This window comes from Glutamicibacter sp. MOO4, assembly GCF_056934395.1.
On record NZ_CM167800.1, the window covers coordinates 1,278,698 to 1,298,204 of the forward strand.

Here is a 19,507-nt window from a genome sequence, read left to right on the forward strand (position 1 = left end):
CGCGATCGCTCGCATTCTGGGCATGGCTTGCCAGCCAAAGATCAAGTCTACACGAAACCAGTACGCCTGGCGCTGAGTTCTAGCGCACAATTAACGCTGCTTTTTACCTCGTACCGGGTCCTTGCCGCGAATGATTTCACGCAGCCGGGTGAGCCTGGCGCCAATGGTTTTTTCGGCCCCATTAACTGTCGGCGTGTAGTAGTTGGTGCCGACTAGATCATCGGGCAAATACTGCTGGGTGGCGATGGAATGTGGCGCGTCATGGGCGTAGATGTAGCCCACGCCGTGGCCCAGTTGTTTGGCACCGGGATAGTGTGCGTCGCGCAAATGATCTGGAACCAAGGATCCCTTGCCTTCGGCTACATCCGCTAAGGCGGCGTTGGTGGCGTTGTAGGAGGCATTGGATTTTGGTGCGGTCGCCAAATGCACGGTCGCTTGGCCCAGCATGATCCGCGCTTCGGGCATGCCGGTCAGTTGCACCGATTGGGCCGCGGCGACGGCCAGGGGAAGGGCGGTGGGATCGGCCATGCCAATATCTTCACTGGCTGAAATCATCAGTCGCCGGGCAATGAAGCGGGGGTCCTCCCCCGCGGAGAGCATACGTGCAAGATAGTGCAGGGCGGCATCCACGTCGGAGCCGCGGATGGACTTGATGAATGCGGAAATGATGTCGTAGTGCTGGTCGCCGTCCCTGTCGTAGCGCTGGACCGCTTGGTCCATGGCCAGCTGGACGTGATCCGCGGTGATCTGCACCGGCGGGGCCACGCCAGCTCCGGCGGCGTTCCAGGCCACTGCCCCGGCAGCTTCCAGCACGGTCAGCGAGCGGCGGGCATCGCCCTGGGCCAGCCGGACGATGGCATCGCGCTGCTCCTCTTCGAGGATCACCTGGTCGTTGAAGCCGCGTTCGTCAGATACGGCGCGTTCAAGCAGGGTCGACAGGTCACCGTCGGTCAGCGGACGCAAGGTCAGTAGCAGCGAACGCGAGAGCAGCGGGGAGATCACCGAGAAGGACGGATTTTCCGTTGTCGCAGCCACCAGCACCACCACGCGGTTTTCCACCCCGGGCAGCAAGGCATCTTGCTGGGCCTTGTTGAAGCGGTGGATCTCATCGAGGAACAAAACGGTGGTGACCCCGCGCAGGTCGCGGTCGTCCTTGGCCTGCTCGATGACCCGGCGTACGTCCTTCACCCCGGCGGTGATCGCCGAGAGTTCGACGAATTTGCGGTCGGTAGCGCGGGCGATCACATGGGCGATGGTCGTTTTGCCGATGCCCGGAGGCCCGTAGAGGATCACGCTGGCCGGACCGGCCAAGCCGGTCTCCGGGTTTTCGGCAAGCTGGCGCAAAGGCGAGCCGGGACCGAGCAGGTGCTGCTGGCCTACCAGTTCATCCAGCGACTTGGGGCGCATGCGCACCGCAAGAGGCGGACGCGGCCGGTTGACTTGGGGCTCGCGTGCTTCGCGCGGATCATCGGACAGGGAATCGAACAAATCGCTCACCTGCTAAGCCTACCGATATTCTGGGAGTCGCGCGGTGCATGCCAACACGCCACCGCCGACACCTATTGCCTCTTGAAAGGACTTGCTCCATGCGCGCCGTCGTCCAGGTCGCCAGCACCGCCCACGTCGAAGTTGAAGGGGAGATCACAGGCCGGTTGGACTCCCCCGGGCTGGTGATCCTGCTGGGCGTGACTCACGATGACGATCAGGCCACCGCGCGCAAGGTCGCCCAGAAGATCTGGCAGCTGCGCATTTTGGAGGATGAAACCTCCGCTGCCAGCAAAAATGCCCCGCTCTTGGTGATCAGCCAGTTCACCCTCTACGGCTCGGTGCGCAAGGGGCGCCGGCCTTCGTGGTCCAATGCGGCACCAGGGCCGGTGAGCGAGCCGTTGTACGAATACTTCGTGGCTTACTTGCGGGAACTGGGCGCGAGCGTTCAGACCGGCGCATTTGGCGCGATGATGAATGTCTCGCTGACCAATACCGGTCCGTTCACGATGATCGTCGACTCGGCAGACCTCCCCTAGCGGCTGGTGCTCTGTACCAGTTTGGTCAGTTGCTCGAAGCTGGCTCGTTGCTCGGCTAGTTCTACCCGACCGGCGGCGGCTAGTTCGTAGACCTTGCGCCCCGGCCCGCCTTGGCCTTCTTGCCACCGGGTTTCCACGAGACCCGCGGCTTCCAGCTTCGCCAATGTGGGGTACAGCGTTGCGCCTTTGAGCGGGCCGAAACCGCGTTCTTGCAGGGACTTGGACAGGGCATAGCCGTGAGCGTGGCCGTTGGAGAGCTCAGCCAGCAGGAGCATCGGGAGCATGGCGCGTTGCCAGCTGCCAGGAAATGGCGAGTCCTTACTCATCGCGGCCTTCTTCCATACCGCGGACTTGGGCGCGCCTTTCAGCAAGCTTGGATTCTACGTATTCTGCGCGATTCGCCGGGCGCAACTCGTAGAGGGTCACCGCAACAAAAATCAGAAGGCACGCCGCGAAGAAGATATCCCATCCACTGCGGTCTGGGGCGATCGCCTCCGGCACGAGGCTGAAGCTGTAGAGGCCCACTACGGCTAGCGGTAGCAGGCGGCGTAGTAACCAGCGTCGCTTCAGCGCTGTGCCGGTGTTCACTGACAGGCCGATAGCGAATTCGCCCGGCGTGCCGAACTCTTGCGCAATGCTGGCCCCGCCGCCCTCCATGCTCATATTCGACCAGTGCTCGCGGGCAGGTTCCAGAGCGGACGCCGCTTCCCTGCTTCGCATTCCGTAGCGCCCGCGCAGCAAACGAGTGGTTTCGGAAAACCACGCTTCTGGATCCGTGAAAGCGCAGGCGCCACCGCGTACTGGTTCAGACTCATCATTCCATGGCAGCCAGAACACACCGACAGCCAGGGCGATGCCGAGAATCGGCGCCAGCCAATTGGGCAGCGGCATGACCTCTCCACCGCCGAATACCGCGATCAGTACGGCTGCTGCGATGGAAACCGCAATTCCGGACAACCCCAGCACCCATGATCGCGCGAATTTGCCTTTCAAACGGTAGAACCACCACAGGTGCCCGGATAAGGCGATTCCCGTGCCTGCAGTCAGGGCCGCCAGTTGCCAGAAGTGCCACGAGTTCGACGTCCATCCGTCGCGGAATCCGACCCACGTGCCAAAACCGGTGCACAGCAGGCCAACAACGAGCCCGATGCCAGCCAGGAGCAGCAAACTGCTGTTGATCGGCATCTCCGAATCCGCAAGCTGCTGCGGATCCAGGCGCGCGAAAGCCCGGGCTTCGCCGAATTCAGCGGGATCACCAAAGAGTTCTTCTGCGCTTTGACCGCTGTCGCGGAGCGCATCCAGCACTTTGCCCAGTTCCGCTGCGCACTGGGAATCGTTCAGCTCCTTCCACCACATCGCGATGTTGAAGTCCTGCGCCCATTGTCGGTCGCTTTCAGGGTAGAGCTCGATGATGTCATTGGGTTCTGCCGAGGCCAAGTGCTCTCCTGGGATCTAAAAGTCTAGGTTGAAAACCAACCTAGTATTAAAACCAGCTTTAATCTACTTTTTAGCCTATTTCATGCAAAAAAGTAGCCGGATCGAACGCATGAATACGTTCAATTCGGCTACTTGAAGCTGCGAAAGCCTACTTGGCTTCGGCCTCTTCGGCCTTCTTCTTCTCAGGCTTGAAGTCGATGCCAGCTTCCTTGCGCTGCTGCGGGGTAATTGGCGCAGGTGCCTGGGTCAGTGGATCGAATCCGCCACCGGTCTTCGGGAAGGCGATGACGTCGCGGATGGACTCCGAGTTGGTCAGCAGCTGCAGCACGCGGTCCCAGCCCAGTGCGATGCCGCCATGTGGTGGGGCGCCGTACTTGAAGCCTTCAAGCAGGAAGCCGAACTGGGTGTCAGCCTGCTCCTGGGTCACGCCCATGAGCTTGAAGACGCGCTCCTGAACGTCACGCTGGTGGATACGGATCGAACCGCCGCCGATTTCGTTGCCGTTGCAGACGATGTCGTATGCGTAGGACAGTGCCGAGGCAGGATCGGTGTCGAAGGTGTTCATGAACTCTGGCTTAGGGCTGGTGAATGCGTGGTGCACAGCGGTCCAAGCGCCAGCGCCCACGGCCACATCGCCCGAGGCAACAGCGTCCGACGCGGCTTCAAACATTGGTGCGTCGACGATCCAGACGAAAGCCCAGTCGCCTTCCTTGATCAAACCGGTGCGGTGACCGATTTCAACACGGACCGAACCGAGCAGCGCGCGCGCTTCGTTCTTCTTGCCAGCGGAGAAGAAGATGCAGTCGCCAGCGCTTGCGCCGGTAGCTGCGGCCAGGCCGGCCTTCTCTTCATCGGACAGGTTCTTGGCTACTGGGCCAGCAAGCTCGCCATCTTCCTTGATCAATACGTAGGCAAGGCCCTTGGCACCGCGCTGCTTGGCGAATTCCTGCCAGGCATCCAGGGTGCGGCGAGGCTGCGAAGCGCCGCCAGGCATGACTACGGCGCCGACGTACTCGGACTGGAAGACCTTGAAGGAGGTGTTCGCGAAGTACTCGGTCATTTCGGTCAGTTCCAGGCCGAAGCGCAGATCCGGCTTGTCTGAACCGTACTTGGCCATAGCCTCCGAGTACGCCATACGGCGGATCGGGGTTGGGACCTGTACGTCGATCAGGCTCCACAGTTCCGAGACCAGCTTTTCGCCGAGCTCGATGATGTCGTCTTCTTCAACAAATGAAGCTTCGATATCCAGCTGGGTGAACTCTGGCTGACGGTCCGCACGGAAGTCCTCATCGCGGTAGCAGCGAGCGATCTGGTAGTACTTTTCAAAGCCACCAACCTGCAGCAACTGCTTGAACAGCTGTGGGGACTGAGGCAGCGCGTACCAGGCACCCGGGGTCAGGCGTGCAGGAACAACAAAGTCGCGAGCGCCTTCCGGGGTGGAACGGGTCAGCGTTGGGGTTTCGATCTCGATGTAGCCCTGATCGTGCAACAGGTTACGTGCTACACGGTTAGCCTCGGAGCGCAAACGGATGTTGCGTGCCGGGGTTGGGCGGCGCAGGTCAAGGTAGCGGTGACGCAGACGCGCCTCTTCGCCAACCTCAACGTGCTCGTCAACCTGGAAAGGCAGGGGTGCTGCGGTGTTCAGCACGGTGACGGTATCAGCGATAACCTCGATCTGGCCGGTTGGCAGGTTCGGGTTTTCGTTGCCCTCCGGGCGGCGCTCGACGTTGCCGACGATCTGCAGCACGAACTCATTGCGCAGCGGGTGGAAGTCCTCTTCGTCGCGTACAACAACCTGGGCTACGCCCGAAGCATCACGCAAATCCAAGAAGGCAACACCACCGTGGTCACGGCGACGCGCGACCCAACCGGTGAGGGTAACCTGCTGTCCAATGTGCTCAGCGTTCAAGACGCCCAGCTGATGAGTGCGTAGCACTACGATCCTTTCGGTCGGTTGGGAAAGTTTCTCCCCATGAAGTTTAGTGCACCTTGCCAAGGTGCGTGTGCGGGCCAGTTGGCCGCAAGTATTAGCTGATGGCGATCTTTAGGTCAGACTCGGCCGGCATCCAGGTGAGCGGATCGGCAGTTACCTGCTCACCGGAGCGAATGTCCTTAACCTCGTGGGTGCCGTCATTCTGGGTGAACCAGACAAACGGAATCCCGCGTCGATCAGCAAATTTGATCTGCTTGCCAAATTTCTCGGCACTGGCTGCTACCTCGCAGGCGATTCCGCGTGAACGCAGCTTCGAGGCCACATCCTGAGCTTCGTGCCAGGTGTCATCGTTGGCCAAGGTGACATATACCACTGATGGAACGCTGCGGCTGGCGGTGACCACTTCTTCGGCCAAGATGCGTGAAATCAGCCGGGTGACGCCGATGGACAGGCCCACACCTGGGTAGTTCTTTTTGCCCTTGGACGCCAGCGATTCGTAGCGTCCGCCGGAGCAGATCGAACCCAAGGATTCGTGGCCTACCAACACGGTTTCGTAGACGGTGCCGGTGTAGTAGTCCAGGCCGCGGGCGATGGAAAGGTCAGCCATCACCTTGCCTGGCGCACGCTTTGAAGCAGCATCGATCACCTGGGAGAGCTCATCAAGACCGGTGTCCAGCAACTCGTGGCTTACCCCGAGCGCTCGGACTTGTTCCACGAATGAGGCGTCAAGGGTGCGAATTTTTGCCAGTGCCAGTGCCGCATCAGCCTGCTCGCGTGTTGCGCCGACTTCCTCAACCAGAATCTTGGCGACAGCTTCATCGCCGATCTTTTCCAGCTTGTCGATGGCGCGCAATACCGCATCCGGATCTTGAAGACCCAGTCCACGGTAGAAGCCTTCAGCTAGCTTGCGGTTATTCACTCGCAGGCGGAAGTCGCCAATAGGCAGGGCAGAAAGCGCATCGGCGATGGTCAGCGCGAGCTCCACGTCGTAGCTAAATGGCAAGGTGCCATCGCCAACCACGTCGATATCAGCCTGGGTGAACTCGCGGAAGCGACCGTCCTGTGGACGCTCGCCACGCCAGACCTTCTGCATTTGGTAACGACGGAATGGGAAAGCCAAGTATCCGGCGTTCTCCACGACGTAGCGTGCAAATGGCACGGTGAGGTCAAAGTGCAGGGCCAAAGCGTTGGGATCGTTTTTATCGTCTTCGGCAGCCAAACGGGACAGCCCGTAAACTTCCTTGTCGATTTCGCCCTTGCGAAGCAGCTGCGCACGGGTTTCCACGGCGCGGGTTTCAATATTTGCGAAACCATGCAGTTCAAAAACATGACGCAAGGTGTCCAGCACGTGCTGTTCAACAGCCCGTTCAGCTGGAAGCCATTCTGGGAAACCTGATAGTGAGGCCTTGCGTGCCATGAAACTCCTTAGTGCAAATTGGGCTACCAATACATCTTAAGCCTGATTTGCAAGAAACCTGTGCACGTCGGCTTACTAAGAAACGGAGGTCACAGGTAGAGTTGGCTACAGCAAGTGCTCGTACAGTGAAAGAGTTTCAGCGGTGACCACCAGTCAGCAATCCGACGACAGCCAGAAGACCCCATTGCCGCAGGCGCAGAAGCCTGTAGCAAAGCCGGTCGTAGCGCCTAGCGTCGCACATACCACTCCCCTCGACGAAGCGGCTAAGTTTGCCCGCGTTACCGAAGATGGACACGTCTTCGTGATCATCGATGGTGCCGAGTTCCCAGTGGGTCAGTATCCCGACGCCACGCAGGAGGAAGCTTTGAGCTACTTCGTGCGCAAATATGACGACGCGATTTCCCAGCTCATGCTCCTAGAGCAGCGTGTTGTAGCTAAGGCTCCGGCCGGTGAGCTGAGCAAGGCTGTCTCCACGCTCTCGGCCACCGTCGCTGAGCGCCACATGGTTGGCGATATCCCAGCGCTGGAAACGCGTCTTGAAAACGTTCGTGTTGCAGTCGAGAGTCTTAATGGCGAACAGCGCAAGGCTCACGATGAGGCTCGTGCTGAACAGCAGGCTGCTCGTGAAGCCATTGTTGAGCAGGCTGAAGCGATGGCTGAAAAGCGTCCAGAGCAGATTCAGTGGAAGACCGCTTCGGCGTCCATGAACGAATTGTTCGAAGCGTGGAAAGCCTCCCAGCGTTCATCGGTTCGTTTGCCTCGGGCTACCGAAGATGCTTTGTGGAAGCGGTTCCGCGCTGCTCGCACGATCTTTGATCGTCACCGCCGCGCCTACTTCTCGCAGCTTGATTCCACTAACGCCTCTGCGAAGGCTGTTAAGGAAGAATTGATTGCTCGCGCCGAAGCTTTGCAGACCTCAACGGACTGGGCTGCTACGGCAGCTGAGTACCGCAAGCTCATGGATGAGTGGAAGAAGTCGCGCCGTGCTTCGCGCAAGGACGACGATCAGCTCTGGGGACGCTTCCGTGCCGCTCAGGATGTTTTCTTCCAGGCTCGTACCGCGGCCAATGCCAAGATTGATGCTGAGTACTCAGAGAATCTGGTAGTGAAGGAAGCCCTGTTGGAAGAAGCGCGTGCGCTTTTGCCAATCAAGGATTTGGCTACCACCAAGACCAAGCTTGAGAAGATTCGCGATCGTTGGGAAGCTGCTGGCAAGGTTCCACGCAACGACCTACAGCGCGTTGAATCAGCTCTGCGTCAGGTTGAAGATGCCGTCAAGGGTGCCGAAGATGAGCAGTGGCGTCGGTCCAACCCAGAGACCAAGGCTCGTTCAAACTCGATGCTTTCCCAGCTCCAGGACACCATCTCTGCATTGGAAGATGACTTGGCTGCAGCTCAGGCTAAGGGCAATGCAAAGCAGATCGAAAAGGCTCAAGAAGCTCTTGATGCTCGTCGTATGTGGCTGAACACTTTGGAGAAGTCGGCAGCCGACTTTGAGTAAGTAATCCACAGATCGTCAGTACACCGTCAACGCGACGGCGCTTACTGGTTCAGTAGCTACATGGAATCTAGAAAATGCCAGGCTACCGAATCAGGCGCCGTCGCGTTGCGCATTCCGGAGGATCTTTGGATCGCCGGCCAAATGTTTAGTCGCAATGAACTACAAGCTATGGCCTCTAATGGGCTACTACGTGAAGTATTGGGCGATTGCTTCCTGCCCAGCAATATTCGGATCACGGCTTCACTCAGAGCACGTATCGCCGCGTTTGTCTGCGGACGAGAGTTGAATTCCAGCACTGTGCTGGCCAGACAAACGGCCGCGTGGATCCACGGCTTACTGCCCGAGGTTTATACGCTGTGTATCTATACACGCAGTTATCATCGCCCGTTTCAACCGGGCTTCGGGCTCAACGTTCAATTTATGCAAACCAGGGTGCCCGATACTCAGATGGTTTTTCGCAGTCGAGTCAAAGTGACATCGGCGCTCAGAAGCGTTTGTGACTGCGCACAGTTTGACCCACTACCCGTGGCAAGTCGGGTACTGAGCAACGCGATAAGCTTGCACGACCCGTACCTGAACTTAGAAACGATCAGGGATTCATTACAACGCTACGAACCATCCCCAGAACGCTCACGCGCCCTGCGTCTGGTTGATTCCTTCGATGACGTCGCGCAAGCGGCCTAACGTCGTGAACCTGCGGTCGTGCGGTACACGTCGTAGACACCGTCGATGCGACGCACCTGATTCAGTACGTGGCTCAAGAACTTAGGGTCACCCATTTCAAAGGAGAAGCGGGACAGTGCCACACGGTCCTTGCTGGTCTGCACTGAGGCGGACAAAATGTTCAGATGGCTCTCGGACAGGATTCGAGTGACATCAGAAAGCAACGATTTTCTATCCAGCGCTTCAACCTGAATCTCGACGAGGAACACGCCGTGGTGCTTGGCGGCCCACGTGACATTGACCAGACGGTCAGGCTGGGTCGAAAGCTGTACCAGGTTCAGGCAGTCTGTGCGGTGCACCGAGACACCTGCCCCGCGAGTTACGAAGCCTTGGATCTCATCCGGTGGCACAGGCGTGCAGCAACGTGCCAGTTTAACCAGCACATCTCCGACACCTTCAACAATCACACCTGCGTCGTTGCCCGTAGTCGCGCTTGGAGCGTTCGGGCGAACTACGACTTCCTCATCAACCTGTTCGGCCTCTGGAGGGCCAATGAGGGCCGTCAGGTGCTCAATAACGTTCTGTGCACTCGTATGACCGTCGCCTACCGACTGGTACAGGGCAGAAATGTCGGTGTGGTGAAGTTCGTTGGCAACGGTGGTGAGCAAGTCATGGGTCATCAACTTCTGCAGTGGCAGATGGTTGCGACGAAGCTCCTTGGTCAGAAGCTCCTTGCCCTTTTCAATCGCTTCTTCTCGACGTTCCTTGGAGAAGTAGCCACGGATCTTAGCCTTGGCTCGTGGCGACTTAACGAAGTTTTGCCAGTCCTGGGATGGGCCAGCGCTTTCAGCCTTCGAGGTGAAGACCTCAACAACATCGCCCTGTTTAAGTTCAGTGTGCAGCGGTACAAGCTTGCCGTTGACTCGGCTACCAATCGTGCGGTGACCAACATCAGTGTGAATGGAGTATGCAAAGTCCACGGGAGTCGCACCCACAGGCAGAGACATGATGTCGCCCTTGGGCGTATAAACGTAAACCTCGGCCGAACTGATGGTGTAGCGCAGTCCGTCAAGGAACTCTTCTGAATCAGTGGTGTCGGCCTGCCACTCCATCAGGGAACGCAGCCAGTCCATGTTCTGCTCAGGCGAGAGCATGGAGTTAGCGGATTGTCCGTGCTTGTACTGGAAGTGCGCGGCAACACCGTATTCGGCACGCACATGCATGTCGTGTGTGCGGATCTGGATTTCAACCGGCTTGCCTTCTGGACCCATGACCGTGGTGTGTAATGACTGGTAAAGGTTCAGCTTAGGGATAGCGATGTAGTCTTTGAAGCGGTTTGGCAGGGGGTTCCACTCAGAGTGGACCACGCCGAGTGCGCCATAACAATCTTTGACCGTATCGACCAGAATACGAACGCCCATCAAGTCATGGATGTCGTCAAAGTCTTTTCCTCGAACAATCATCTTCTGATAGATCGAGTAGTAATGCTTCGGACGGCCCGAAACTGAGGCATGAATTTCTACATTGCCCAAGTCGCCGTTCAAGGTCTGTCGGATAGCGGTCAGATACTTTTCGCGTTCTGGTGTTCGGTCCCCCACCATGCGCACGATTTCTTGATACACCTTAGGATGCAGAGCGGCGAAGGAAAGATCTTCCAACTCCCACTTCACGGTATTCATGCCTAGGCGGTGAGCCAGTGGAGCGAAGATCTCCAAAGTTTCTTTGGCTTTACGTGAGGAAGACTCTGCTGAAACGTAACGCCAGGTGCGGGCGTTGTGCAGGCGGTCCGCCAATTTGATGAGCAATACTCGGATGTCGCGCGACATGGCAACAACCATCTTGCGAACGGTTTCGGCTGGAGCAGCTTCACCGTAAGTGACCTTGTCCAGCTTGGTCACGCCATCAACAAGCATGGCGATCTCTTCAGAGAATTCTTTTTTGACCGATTCGAGTGAGTACTCGGTATCTTCAACGGTGTCGTGCAATAGGGCGGCGGCGAGAATCGCTCCGGTCATACCCATCTCAGCAAGGATTGTTGCTACGGCCACCGGATGGGTGATGTAGGGATCCCCACTCTTACGTTTTTGCCCCTCGTGGTATTTTTCGGCTACCTCGTAAGCATGGACCAGCAGGTCCAGATCTGCCCGTGGATGCTTGGATTTGACCGTGCGAAGCAACGGCTCAAGCGTCGGCGAGGTGCCAGGAGTACTACCGCGTCCAGCAAAGCGCACTAAACGGGAGATTGAGCGTCGTTTCGAATTGTTCAGGTTAGGCGTATTAGCCATGCCCCGCTCCTTCCCCATTGCCACCACACTTCGCTGGCAGCTGTGATCTTGCCGCGCGTCGCGTGCTGGTAGTTTTCGGTCGTAGACACCTCTACGACCTTGCACTTAAAAACACCTTGTTTGGTTCATTTGTTATAGCACGTTCGGCCGGTGACAACTAATTACACCGCTTCACGCAGTTGCAAAGAGGCACCTCCAGCGAGTGCTGGAAGTGCCTCTTTTAAGCTACTGCGGACTATGCCTGAGCGATCGACTTTGTATGTTCAGCAACATCTGCATCATTGCGTCGCAGCCATTGGTACAACGGCGCTTGAACGAACAGAGTGGACAGTGCCGAAATGATAATGCCGACGAACAAGGCCAACGAAAGATCCTTGAGCGTACCTGCACCAAGCATGTAGGAACCGATGAACAGAATCGACGCAACTGGAAGAACAGCAACAACCGAGGTGTTGATGGAACGAACCAACGTCTGGTTTACCGCGAGGTTCACCAACTGTTCAAAGCTTCTGCGTGACTGTTTGGTGAAGTCCTTGGTGTTCTCTCGAACCTTATCGAACACCACCACCGTGTCATACAGTGAATAGCTCAGAATCGTTAGGAAGCCGATGATCGCGCTTGGAGTAATCTCAAAACCGGAAATCGAGTAGATTCCGGCGGTCACGATGATGACAACGAACAAACCAACGATTGCAGCCAACGACATCTTCCAGGTGCGGAAGTAGACCGCCATGAGCAACCCGACAAGCACCACGAAGGCAACTAGTCCTACCAAGGCTTGACGCGATACGTCTTGGCCCCAGGTTGGACCGATGAAGTTACTGGTTACTTCCTTAGCTTGGACTTGGTATCCGTCAGCCAAGGCCCGTGCAATTTCCAAGGTCTCGTCATCGCTTAGGCGTTCGGTCTGAACACGCATAGTGTTCTGCGCAATGTTAGTAACTGTCGCTTCAGAACCCGAAGCCACAGAGGTAACAGCTTCTTCACCGATTTTGATGTCAGTGTTCTGCACGCCCGAAACGGTAAATTCTGAACCGCCACGGAAATCGATACCGAGGTTGAAGCCGCCCTTAACCACTGGAATCAGAATGGAAAGGATCACCAACGCGCCAGCAATGGCGAACCAGAGGCGATGCTTGGAGGTGAACGGGTAGGAACGCTTGCCGGTGTAGAGCTCGTTGCCCCACGTCACTAGCTTATTCATTGTTCTCCTCCTGCGCCTTGGACTCCTGCTTGCCCGGCTGTGAAGACTGTAGCGCCTCGGCGCGACGACGCTCGGCAATGGTCATGCGCTTTGCTGCTTCGCCTGAGGCCTTCGCGTTCTTCTTGCCACGGTTAGCCTCAGCATTTTCGCCGAATCGACGGATCTGCCCGGCGCCCTTGTACAGTGGCTCAACGCCCAACAACGAAGGGTCCAGACCGGATAGTCGGTGTCCGTCAGCGAAGAATCGGGTGCGGGCCAGCAATACCAAGGTCGGGTGCGTTAGTCCGTAAACAACGACGAGGTCGATGAGTGCGGTTAGACCCAAGGTGAAGGCGAAGCCTCGCACGTTACCAACAGCCACAATGTAAAGCACCACGGCGGCCAACAGGTTCACTGCCTTGGAAGCAAGGATGGTGCGTTTGGCACGTCCCCAACCAATATCCACGGCGCTTGCCAACGGACGGCCGTCGCGCAATTCATCTCGGACACGTTCGAAGTAAACGATGAACGAGTCAGCGATCAAACCAATGGCAACAATCAAACCTGCAACACCAGCCAGCGAAAGCCGGTAGTTCATTCCCCAACCGAGCAGGACCAGGGCCAAGTAAGTCAGGATGCCTGAAACCAACAGAGACGCAATGGTGACAAGGCCCAGTGCGCGGTACTGGAACAGCGAGTAGATGAAGACCAGAACTAGACCGATGACGCCGGCAATGAGGCCAGCCTTCAGCTGGTCAGCACCGAGAGTAGCGGAGACCTGACGCTCGGACTGGATATCAAAGCTGATCGGAAGCGCACCGTATTTGAGCTGCTCGGCCAGCGCCTGGGAAGTCTCCTGCGTAAAGCCGCCAGAGATCTGGGGGCGACCATCGGAAATTACGGCGTTGGTGGTTGGAGCCGAAATGGTTTCGCCATCAAGCACAATCGCAAACTGGTTCTGTGCACCCTGAAGTGCCACCAGTCGCTGAGTGGTATCTGCGAAGGTCTTGGTGCCCTGCTGGTTGAATTCAATAACAACAACCCATTCACCAGTCACCGATCCATTGGATCCACGTGCCAACTGAGCGTAAGCGTCAGAGATCTGGTCGCCAGGGATTTCCTGAGGGCCAAGAATGTACTTCGCCTGCGTGCCGGTATCGCAAGAAATCATTGGCTTTTTAGGATCAGCGTCTTCGCCGCTACCCTTGGCCAGCTCGGTCTTGCAATCGTAGGCTTCAAACTGCTTGTACAGATCCGCGGTGACCCAGCTGGTATCCGAAGCATTCTTCGGCTCATCCTTCGGGTTTGGCAGCTCCGCCTTAGCAGTCCGCTTGTCCTTAGGGGTCGCCTCGTAAGCGCCCGAAACCAAAACTGGGCGGAACTCCATTGCGGCAGATGCTTGGATCAGGTCACGCGTGGCCTGATCAGGAGTACCAGGCATGGAGACTACAACGTTACGACCGGACTGGGTGGTGATTTCAGATTCTGAAACACCAGATCCATCCACACGTTGGCGGATAATTTCTACCGCTTGGTCCAGCTGTTCCTGATTAATCGTTTGATTACCTTGAACCCGGGGGGCCAAGATCATCTCGGTGCCGCCTTCAAGGTCGAGGGCCAGCTTGGGCCCCCACGCGGTTTTACCTGTCGCTGCACCAGCCACCAGCACGCCGGTTGCGATGATGAAGACGATCAGTAACCACAGCAACGCCTTGCGCGCCTGCTTTACTGGTCTGATTGATGACATCTATTGTGCTTTCTCGTTTTGGTGGCTGAACATTCGGGCCACCGCTGCCAACCCCGGACTTAGGAGTTGCGTTCGTCCTTACCCTGGTCGTTAAGACGACGCAGGGACTCTTCAGGGGTTTCAGCGACATCGCTGGTTGCATCAGCATTTTCTACGGCAGGAGCGGCATCAGTTGCGGTTGCAGCTGGCTCGTTGTCCAAGAAAGTGGAGATGGCCTGGCGGTGCAAGGTCAGCACAACGCCGTTAGCAACCTCAACCTGTACGTGATCTTCTGCGTCAACGCCCACGATGGTACCGAAGATACCCGAGTTGGTCATGACCTTGGCACCTGGCACGGTGTTGGTCTTCAGCTTTTCCTGCTGAGCTGCCTGCTTTTTACGTCCGCGGAACATCATGAAGATCAGCACTGCGAACAGCGCCACCATCAGGATCAGCGATGGGTTGAAGCCGCCACCGGCGGCCTGAGCGATTACGAGGGAATTCACGTATTTACCTGCTAACGATTCGTTGCGTTTTAATCAAAAGTTCTGGGATGCCGAAACGCCCTACTGCGCACGTTAACGACAAAGACGCCCACCTGACCCGTATACGGGCATAGGTCGGGCGTCTTCAGTCTAATCGGTTACTGTCTACCGGCAGACCATTTACGCGAGCAGTGAAGCTTTGCTTGCCTAATCCTCATCGTTTTCATAGCTTTGTGCGTTGGCGAAGATTGCATCCTTGGGCATTTTTAGGCCCAGATGCTCCCATGCTCCCGGCATTGCAATACGTCCACGAGGCGTACGGCCCATCAGCCCTTCGCGCACTAGATACGGTTCGGCAACGGTCTCAACGGTTTCAGTCTCTTCACCCACGGCAATAGCTAGGGTGGATAGTCCTACCGGTCCCCCGCCAAACTTTGTGCACAACGCTTCCAATACGCCGCGGTCCAGACGGTCCAGGCCGCGGGCATCAACTTCGTACATATCAAGGGCAGCGGCCGCAGCCTTGTGGTCGATCTCTTCGAGTTTGTGCACCAAGGCCCAGTCGCGGACTCGGCGCAGCAGGCGGTTGGCGATACGCGGTGTTCCACGCGATCGACCGGCAATCTCGGTGAACGCTAACGACGTCACGCTCAAGTCGAGCATCATCGCCGAACGGCGCAACACCAACTCGAGCTCTTTGGCTGCATAAAATTCTAGGTGGCCGGTGAATCCAAAACGGTCACGCAAAGGACCAGGCAGCAGACCGGCACGCGTGGTTGCGCCAACGAGCGTGAAGGGTGGCAGTTCCAGTGGAATGGCCGTTGCTCCGGCGCCCTTACCAACGATGATATCTACGCGGAAATCCTCCATCGCCATGTAGAGCATCTCCTCGGCGGGACGCGACATGCGGTGGATTTCGTCCAGGAAGAGCACTTCACCTTCGGTCAGCGAGGAAAGAATTGCTGCGAGGTCACCTGCGTGTTGAATAGCTGGTCCCGATGAGATGCGTAGAGGTGCGTTCATCTCGGCGGCAATAATCATGGACAGGGTGGTTTTTCCCAACCCTGGAGGACCAGAAAGCAGAACGTGGTCTGCAGTTCGTTCGCGAATTTTTGCAGCCTCAAGAACCAGCGAAAGCTGCTGGCGAACCCGCGACTGGCCAACAAAATCGTCGAGATTTCGTGGGCGAAGGGCCGCTTCTAGGACGCGTTCCTCAGGCTCGCTGCCCGCATTGGTTAGCCCAGTGGAGTCATTCTTCATGATGGTCCTCTCGACCGCCGGTTAGGCCCGGGTCCCGCTAGACATGCTGCGCAGAGCAGCGCGGAGGATTTCGGCGACATTTCCGCCCGAAACAATTTCAGGTTCAGCCTTGGTGAGCGAATTAAGCGTGCTGGTGGCATCCTTCTCGCTCCAACCCAGACCGGTCAACGCTGCAATGACCTGAGGCTCCCAAACACTGGCGTTACCAATGGTGGTCGTTGATGACACGGGAGCACCGGTTGGCACCAGCTTGCCGTTCAGTTCCAGCACAATTCGGCTGGCACCCTTGGGACCAATGCCGGAGACCTTGGTGAAAGCGGCGGTGTCTTTGGTGTTTGCAGCAATGCGCACTTCTTCGGCACTATGCACGGCAAGGATGGCCAAACCGGTGCGAGGACCAATACCGGAGACCGAAATGAGAACTTCGAACACGTCGCGTTCATCGGCGCCGGCAAAGCCAAAGAGTGTCATTGAATCTTCGCGGACCACCATGGAGGTGAAGACGGTAGCTTCACGTCCAACGTGCAAAGTTGCCAGCGTTCCGGGGGTGGCGTTGATCAGCATGCCGAAGCCGTTGACATCAATTACCGCGGTATTCAGGGACACCAGTTGAACGGTGCCGGTCAATGAGCTGATCATGCCACTCCTTGGGATATATGTTCGATCGAACCTAGCTTATCGAAGATACTTACGAATAGCGACGTGCGCAATGCGCCGGTGGGTCGCAGCTACTACCGTCGGACCGCTCGTCGCTTGGCCGATGCCTCGGCGGCGATCCAGGCTTGCTGCGCACCGGTGAGTTGCGATGAGCCGGTCGCACCAGCTGCAGAGGCTGAAGCATTGGATCCAGAAGCTGCACCACGCCATCCGTGGGCGATAGCCAAGGCCACCGCATCGGCGGCATCAGCAGGTTTTGGAGCTTCCTCCAGGCGACAAATCTTCGCAACCATTTTGCCAATGGCTGCCTTGCTTGCTTGTCCAGAACCGGTGACCGCTGCCTTGACCTCGGTGGGAGTATGCAGGGCAACGGGGATTCCACGACGAGCCGCTGCAGTGATCACTACCCCAGTAACTTGAGCGGTGCCGATGACGGTGGATACGTTGGCCGAAGCAAAAACGCGTTCGATGGCCAATACGTCCGGCTTGTGAAGATCAAGCCATTCATCAATGGCGTTGGCGATCTTTAGCAGTCGGGCGTCCAGTGGAGTTCCTGGTGGGGTGCCGGCGACGGTGACATCAACCAGCGAAACTTGTCTGTTTGCGGCGACGTCGACCACGGCCAGACCACAACGGGTCAGTCCGGGGTCGACGCCGACAACGCGAAGGGTCAAGTCCTACTGCTCTTCGTCCAGCGCGGCGCGAACCTCGTCGGATAGATCAGCGTTGGTGTAAACGTTCTGCACATCGTCAAGTTCTTCGAGAGCGTCGAAGAGGTGAAGGAACTTGCGAGCACCCTCAACGTCCAGATCAACCTTCATCGAAGGAATGAATTCCATTTCGTCGGACTCGTAGGCAATTTCTGCCTCGTCCAGCGCAGCGGCAACAGCACGCAGATCCGATGGATCGCAGACAATAGCGAAGCTGTCGTCCTCGTCCAGAATCTCGTCCGCGCCGGCGTCGAGAACGATCATCAACAGGTCGTCTTCGCTCAGCTCGCCCTTTGGCAGGCGGACTACACCCTGACGGTTAAACAGGTACGAAACCGAACCTGGGTCTGCAATGGTTCCACCATTGCGGGTGATGCCAACACGAACCTCAGAAGCTGCGCGGTTCTTGTTATCGGTAAGGCACTCGATCAGCAAAGCCGAGCCCTGTGGGCCACGTGCTTCGTAAATGATCTCGGTGTAGTCAATAACTTCGCCGGTCAGGCCAGCGCCACGCTTGACTGCGCGGTCGATGTTATTGATTGGCACGGAGTTTTTCTTGGCCTTGCTAACAGCAAGTTCCAGTGCCGGGTTGCCGGACATGTCGGCGCCGCCGGCACGGGCTGCAACTTCGATACCCTTAATGAATTTTGCAAAGGCCTTGGCGCGCTTGGCGTCAATTGCAGCCTTCTTATGCTTGGTGGTTGCCCATTTGGAGTGGCCTGACATGCTTTAAGCGTCTCCTCGCGTGAGTTGGATGAAAAATTCGTGGATCGCCGTGCTGCCGGTGACTTCCGGGTGAAAGCTGGTTGCCAACAAATTTCCCTGACGTACTGCAACAATTCTACCCTGTTCGCGCTCATCCTCAGCCGGAACCATGCTGATCACCTGCACCTCGGGTCCTACTTGCACCGCTTCGGGTGCACGGATAAAGACCGCTTCGAGATTTTTACCGTTGAAGTCCAGCTGGTATTCGAAGGAATCCACTTGTCGGCCGAAGGCATTACGACGCACCGTCATGTCGATTCCACCAAAGCTTTGCTGTACTGCGCCGGCACTGGAGACCGCAGGGTTTTCAATCCGGTCAGCCAGCATGATCATTCCGGCACAGGAGCCGTACGCCGGCATTCCTGCCGCTATGCGTTCCTTGATCGGTTCGGCCAGCGAATAGTTACGTGACAGCCGGTCGATGACAGAGGACTCTCCCCCAGGGATGACCAACGCGTCGACCTGCTTAAGATCCTCAGGGGTGCGTACTATCTGTGCTGCTTGGCCCAAACGTTCCAAAGACGCAAGGTGTTCACGGAAATCCCCTTGAAGGGCGAGGACGCCAAATTTCGGCATGGGTGTGACCTTTAGAGTTCGAGGGCTACATGGCGCACTTCGCGCCGAAACAACGTTAGTACCCTTGCTCGTACCAGCTAATTTTGTTGCACGGTGTGTCGCCTTTTCCTACGCCATGATTCGACGGCGACGCCATCCATTGACATCATCACTCCCAGTTTTTGGTTGTGGCCAACCGGCCAGAAGCCACGCATGGCGAGTCAAGGCGATAGCCTGTTACTAACCACGTCAAAGCAAGGGTGTTGCCAATGCTCCACGGATACCAACGACCGCAGATCACCATTGCCGATTTTCTTGACGCTCGCGGTCTGCCGATTGAGTATGGAAACCGCTGGGATTCCCAGCCACCGGAGGACGCGTATACCCAGGTCGCCCACCCGCACCGTTTTGCGCCGGTGCATGAGGTGACTCAGGCGCTGCTGGAATGGATGTGCGCGCGTTTCAAAGTGCGTCGCTACGAAGATCCCGGACTAGCTAGGCTGCTTCGCGTGAATGATCAAGATCTGATTGCTTCGGTTCGACTTTTTCCTGAGGATTCACGGTGTGCACCGATGGCTTTGGTTTTCACTAACTTTCCTAGCGTGCATCTTGAATTCGGAGCCTTATTCCGGAGAATCACTCCTAACTGCGGTTGCGATGGTTGTGATGAGTCAGTTCCCGAGATGCTTGACGAGCTTGAGGAATGGATCGACGCAGTAGTCTCCGGGGCCTTCGTCGAGATCATGAACTGGGATCAGCAACTAGTAACGCATCTGTTTCATGTCAAGGCACTGGGATTCGCCGAGGAATCGCGCAGCTTCGAAGATATTTCGCCCGCACGCTTGGCCAGGGCCCGTGAAATTCTTCCGCACGATGGCCGCTGGGCTCCTTGGCCAGTGCGCTAAT

Annotated in this window: 18 protein-coding genes; 4 read left to right on the top strand and 14 right to left on the bottom strand. The window is 57.3% G+C overall.

Annotated features, from left to right (window positions below; genetic code table 11):
• Positions 1-90 precede the first annotated feature (90 nt).
• Positions 91-1,497: a replication-associated recombination protein A gene (locus AC1Z3F_RS05925; protein WP_131088272.1), complete on the bottom strand. Its 1,407-nt coding sequence runs from the start codon at positions 1,495-1,497 to the stop codon at positions 91-93.
• Positions 1,498-1,586: 89 nt separating this feature from the next.
• On the opposite strand from AC1Z3F_RS05925, the gene dtd reads away from it, so the two are divergent.
• Entirely contained in the window at positions 1,587-2,024 is a 438-nt protein-coding gene (gene dtd / locus AC1Z3F_RS05930; protein ID WP_483566940.1) for a D-aminoacyl-tRNA deacylase, read from the top strand.
• Here dtd and AC1Z3F_RS05935 read toward each other — a convergent pair.
• The 4 genes from AC1Z3F_RS05935 to hisS all read right to left on the bottom strand — a co-directional run bounded on the left by AC1Z3F_RS05935 (position 2,021) and on the right by hisS (position 6,811).
• The gene (locus tag AC1Z3F_RS05935) at positions 2,021-2,350 is read right to left on the bottom strand and encodes a PadR family transcriptional regulator (RefSeq protein ID WP_483566792.1); all 330 of its coding nucleotides are present in this window, start codon (positions 2,348-2,350) and stop codon (positions 2,021-2,023) included. The two genes, dtd and AC1Z3F_RS05935, sit on opposite strands and share 4 nt — an antisense overlap.
• A complete protein-coding gene (locus AC1Z3F_RS05940) occupies positions 2,343-3,461 on the bottom strand; it encodes a DUF1129 domain-containing protein (protein WP_483566793.1) in 1,119 nt (372 codons plus the stop codon). The genes AC1Z3F_RS05935 and AC1Z3F_RS05940 overlap by 8 nt, the downstream gene beginning before the upstream one ends.
• A 148-nt stretch (positions 3,462-3,609) precedes the next feature.
• Complete coding sequence (aspS, locus tag AC1Z3F_RS05945) at positions 3,610-5,397, bottom strand: aspartate--tRNA ligase (protein ID WP_483566794.1); 1,788 nt, start codon at positions 5,395-5,397, stop codon at positions 3,610-3,612.
• Between the two features lie 91 nt (positions 5,398-5,488).
• Positions 5,489-6,811, bottom strand: a complete 1,323-nt coding sequence (gene hisS, locus AC1Z3F_RS05950) for a histidine--tRNA ligase (protein WP_444613484.1) — start codon at positions 6,809-6,811, stop codon at positions 5,489-5,491.
• 142 nt (positions 6,812-6,953) lie between these two features.
• On the opposite strand from hisS, the gene AC1Z3F_RS05955 reads away from it, so the two are divergent.
• A complete protein-coding gene (locus AC1Z3F_RS05955) occupies positions 6,954-8,312 on the top strand; it encodes a DUF349 domain-containing protein (protein ID WP_483566795.1) in 1,359 nt (452 codons plus the stop codon).
• 60 nt (positions 8,313-8,372) lie between these two features.
• Positions 8,373-8,996: a hypothetical protein gene (locus tag AC1Z3F_RS05960; protein WP_483566796.1), complete on the top strand. Its 624-nt coding sequence runs from the start codon at positions 8,373-8,375 to the stop codon at positions 8,994-8,996.
• Here the strand turns inward: AC1Z3F_RS05960 and AC1Z3F_RS05965 are convergent.
• The 9 genes from AC1Z3F_RS05965 to pdxT all read right to left on the bottom strand — a co-directional run bounded on the left by AC1Z3F_RS05965 (position 8,993) and on the right by pdxT (position 18,622).
• Positions 8,993-11,260, bottom strand: a complete 2,268-nt coding sequence (locus AC1Z3F_RS05965; RefSeq protein ID WP_131088279.1) for a RelA/SpoT family protein — start codon at positions 11,258-11,260, stop codon at positions 8,993-8,995. The two genes, AC1Z3F_RS05960 and AC1Z3F_RS05965, sit on opposite strands and share 4 nt — an antisense overlap.
• A gap of 235 nt (positions 11,261-11,495) precedes the next feature.
• Positions 11,496-12,464 (bottom strand): protein translocase subunit SecF, encoded by a 969-nt coding sequence (gene secF / locus AC1Z3F_RS05970; RefSeq protein ID WP_131088280.1) that lies wholly within the window; start codon positions 12,462-12,464, stop codon positions 11,496-11,498.
• Positions 12,457-14,190, bottom strand: a complete 1,734-nt coding sequence (gene secD, locus AC1Z3F_RS05975) for a protein translocase subunit SecD (protein WP_131088281.1) — start codon at positions 14,188-14,190, stop codon at positions 12,457-12,459. The genes secF and secD overlap by 8 nt, the downstream gene beginning before the upstream one ends.
• Positions 14,191-14,249: 59 nt before the next feature.
• Positions 14,250-14,675 (bottom strand): preprotein translocase subunit YajC, encoded by a 426-nt coding sequence (gene yajC / locus AC1Z3F_RS05980; RefSeq protein ID WP_131088282.1) that lies wholly within the window; start codon positions 14,673-14,675, stop codon positions 14,250-14,252.
• Between the two features lie 186 nt (positions 14,676-14,861).
• Positions 14,862-15,914, bottom strand: coding sequence for a Holliday junction branch migration DNA helicase RuvB (gene ruvB, locus AC1Z3F_RS05985; RefSeq protein WP_131088283.1), 1,053 nt, complete (start codon positions 15,912-15,914; stop codon positions 14,862-14,864).
• 21 nt (positions 15,915-15,935) lie between these two features.
• Entirely contained in the window at positions 15,936-16,553 is a 618-nt protein-coding gene (ruvA, locus tag AC1Z3F_RS05990; protein WP_131088284.1) for a Holliday junction branch migration protein RuvA, read from the bottom strand.
• A gap of 92 nt (positions 16,554-16,645) precedes the next feature.
• Positions 16,646-17,245 (bottom strand): crossover junction endodeoxyribonuclease RuvC, encoded by a 600-nt coding sequence (gene ruvC / locus AC1Z3F_RS05995; protein WP_131088285.1) that lies wholly within the window; start codon positions 17,243-17,245, stop codon positions 16,646-16,648.
• A gap of 3 nt (positions 17,246-17,248) precedes the next feature.
• Positions 17,249-18,007, bottom strand: coding sequence for a YebC/PmpR family DNA-binding transcriptional regulator (locus AC1Z3F_RS06000; RefSeq protein WP_131088286.1), 759 nt, complete (start codon positions 18,005-18,007; stop codon positions 17,249-17,251).
• A 3-nt stretch (positions 18,008-18,010) separates the two neighbouring features.
• Positions 18,011-18,622, bottom strand: coding sequence for a pyridoxal 5'-phosphate synthase glutaminase subunit PdxT (gene pdxT / locus AC1Z3F_RS06005; RefSeq protein WP_131088287.1), 612 nt, complete (start codon positions 18,620-18,622; stop codon positions 18,011-18,013).
• A 248-nt stretch (positions 18,623-18,870) separates the two neighbouring features.
• Between pdxT and AC1Z3F_RS06010 the strand changes: the two genes are divergently transcribed.
• Positions 18,871-19,506, top strand: coding sequence for a DUF6226 family protein (locus tag AC1Z3F_RS06010; protein WP_131088288.1), 636 nt, complete (start codon positions 18,871-18,873; stop codon positions 19,504-19,506).
• The last annotated feature ends 1 nt before the right edge of the window (position 19,507 follow it).

What these genes read in the sequence shown, in the direction of transcription:
- dtd (WP_483566940.1), top strand. Translation starts at nt 1,587, where the DNA reads ATGCGCGCCGTCGTCCAGGTCGCCAGCACCGCCCACGTCGAAGTTGAA.
- AC1Z3F_RS05935 (WP_483566792.1), bottom strand. Translation starts at nt 2,350, where the DNA reads ATGAGTAAGGACTCGCCATTTCCTGGCAGCTGGCAACGCGCCATGCTC.
- hisS (WP_444613484.1), bottom strand. Translation starts at nt 6,811, where the DNA reads ATGGCACGCAAGGCCTCACTATCAGGTTTCCCAGAATGGCTTCCAGCT.
- AC1Z3F_RS05960 (WP_483566796.1), top strand. Translation starts at nt 8,373, where the DNA reads ATGGAATCTAGAAAATGCCAGGCTACCGAATCAGGCGCCGTCGCGTTG.
- AC1Z3F_RS05965 (WP_131088279.1), bottom strand. Translation starts at nt 11,260, where the DNA reads ATGGCTAATACGCCTAACCTGAACAATTCGAAACGACGCTCAATCTCC.
- secF (WP_131088280.1), bottom strand. Translation starts at nt 12,464, where the DNA reads ATGAATAAGCTAGTGACGTGGGGCAACGAGCTCTACACCGGCAAGCGT.
- secD (WP_131088281.1), bottom strand. Translation starts at nt 14,190, where the DNA reads ATGTCATCAATCAGACCAGTAAAGCAGGCGCGCAAGGCGTTGCTGTGG.
- ruvB (WP_131088283.1), bottom strand. Translation starts at nt 15,914, where the DNA reads ATGAAGAATGACTCCACTGGGCTAACCAATGCGGGCAGCGAGCCTGAG.
- ruvA (WP_131088284.1), bottom strand. Translation starts at nt 16,553, where the DNA reads ATGATCAGCTCATTGACCGGCACCGTTCAACTGGTGTCCCTGAATACC.
- AC1Z3F_RS06000 (WP_131088286.1), bottom strand. Translation starts at nt 18,007, where the DNA reads ATGTCAGGCCACTCCAAATGGGCAACCACCAAGCATAAGAAGGCTGCA.
- pdxT (WP_131088287.1), bottom strand. Translation starts at nt 18,622, where the DNA reads ATGCCGAAATTTGGCGTCCTCGCCCTTCAAGGGGATTTCCGTGAACAC.
- AC1Z3F_RS06010 (WP_131088288.1), top strand. Translation starts at nt 18,871, where the DNA reads ATGCTCCACGGATACCAACGACCGCAGATCACCATTGCCGATTTTCTT.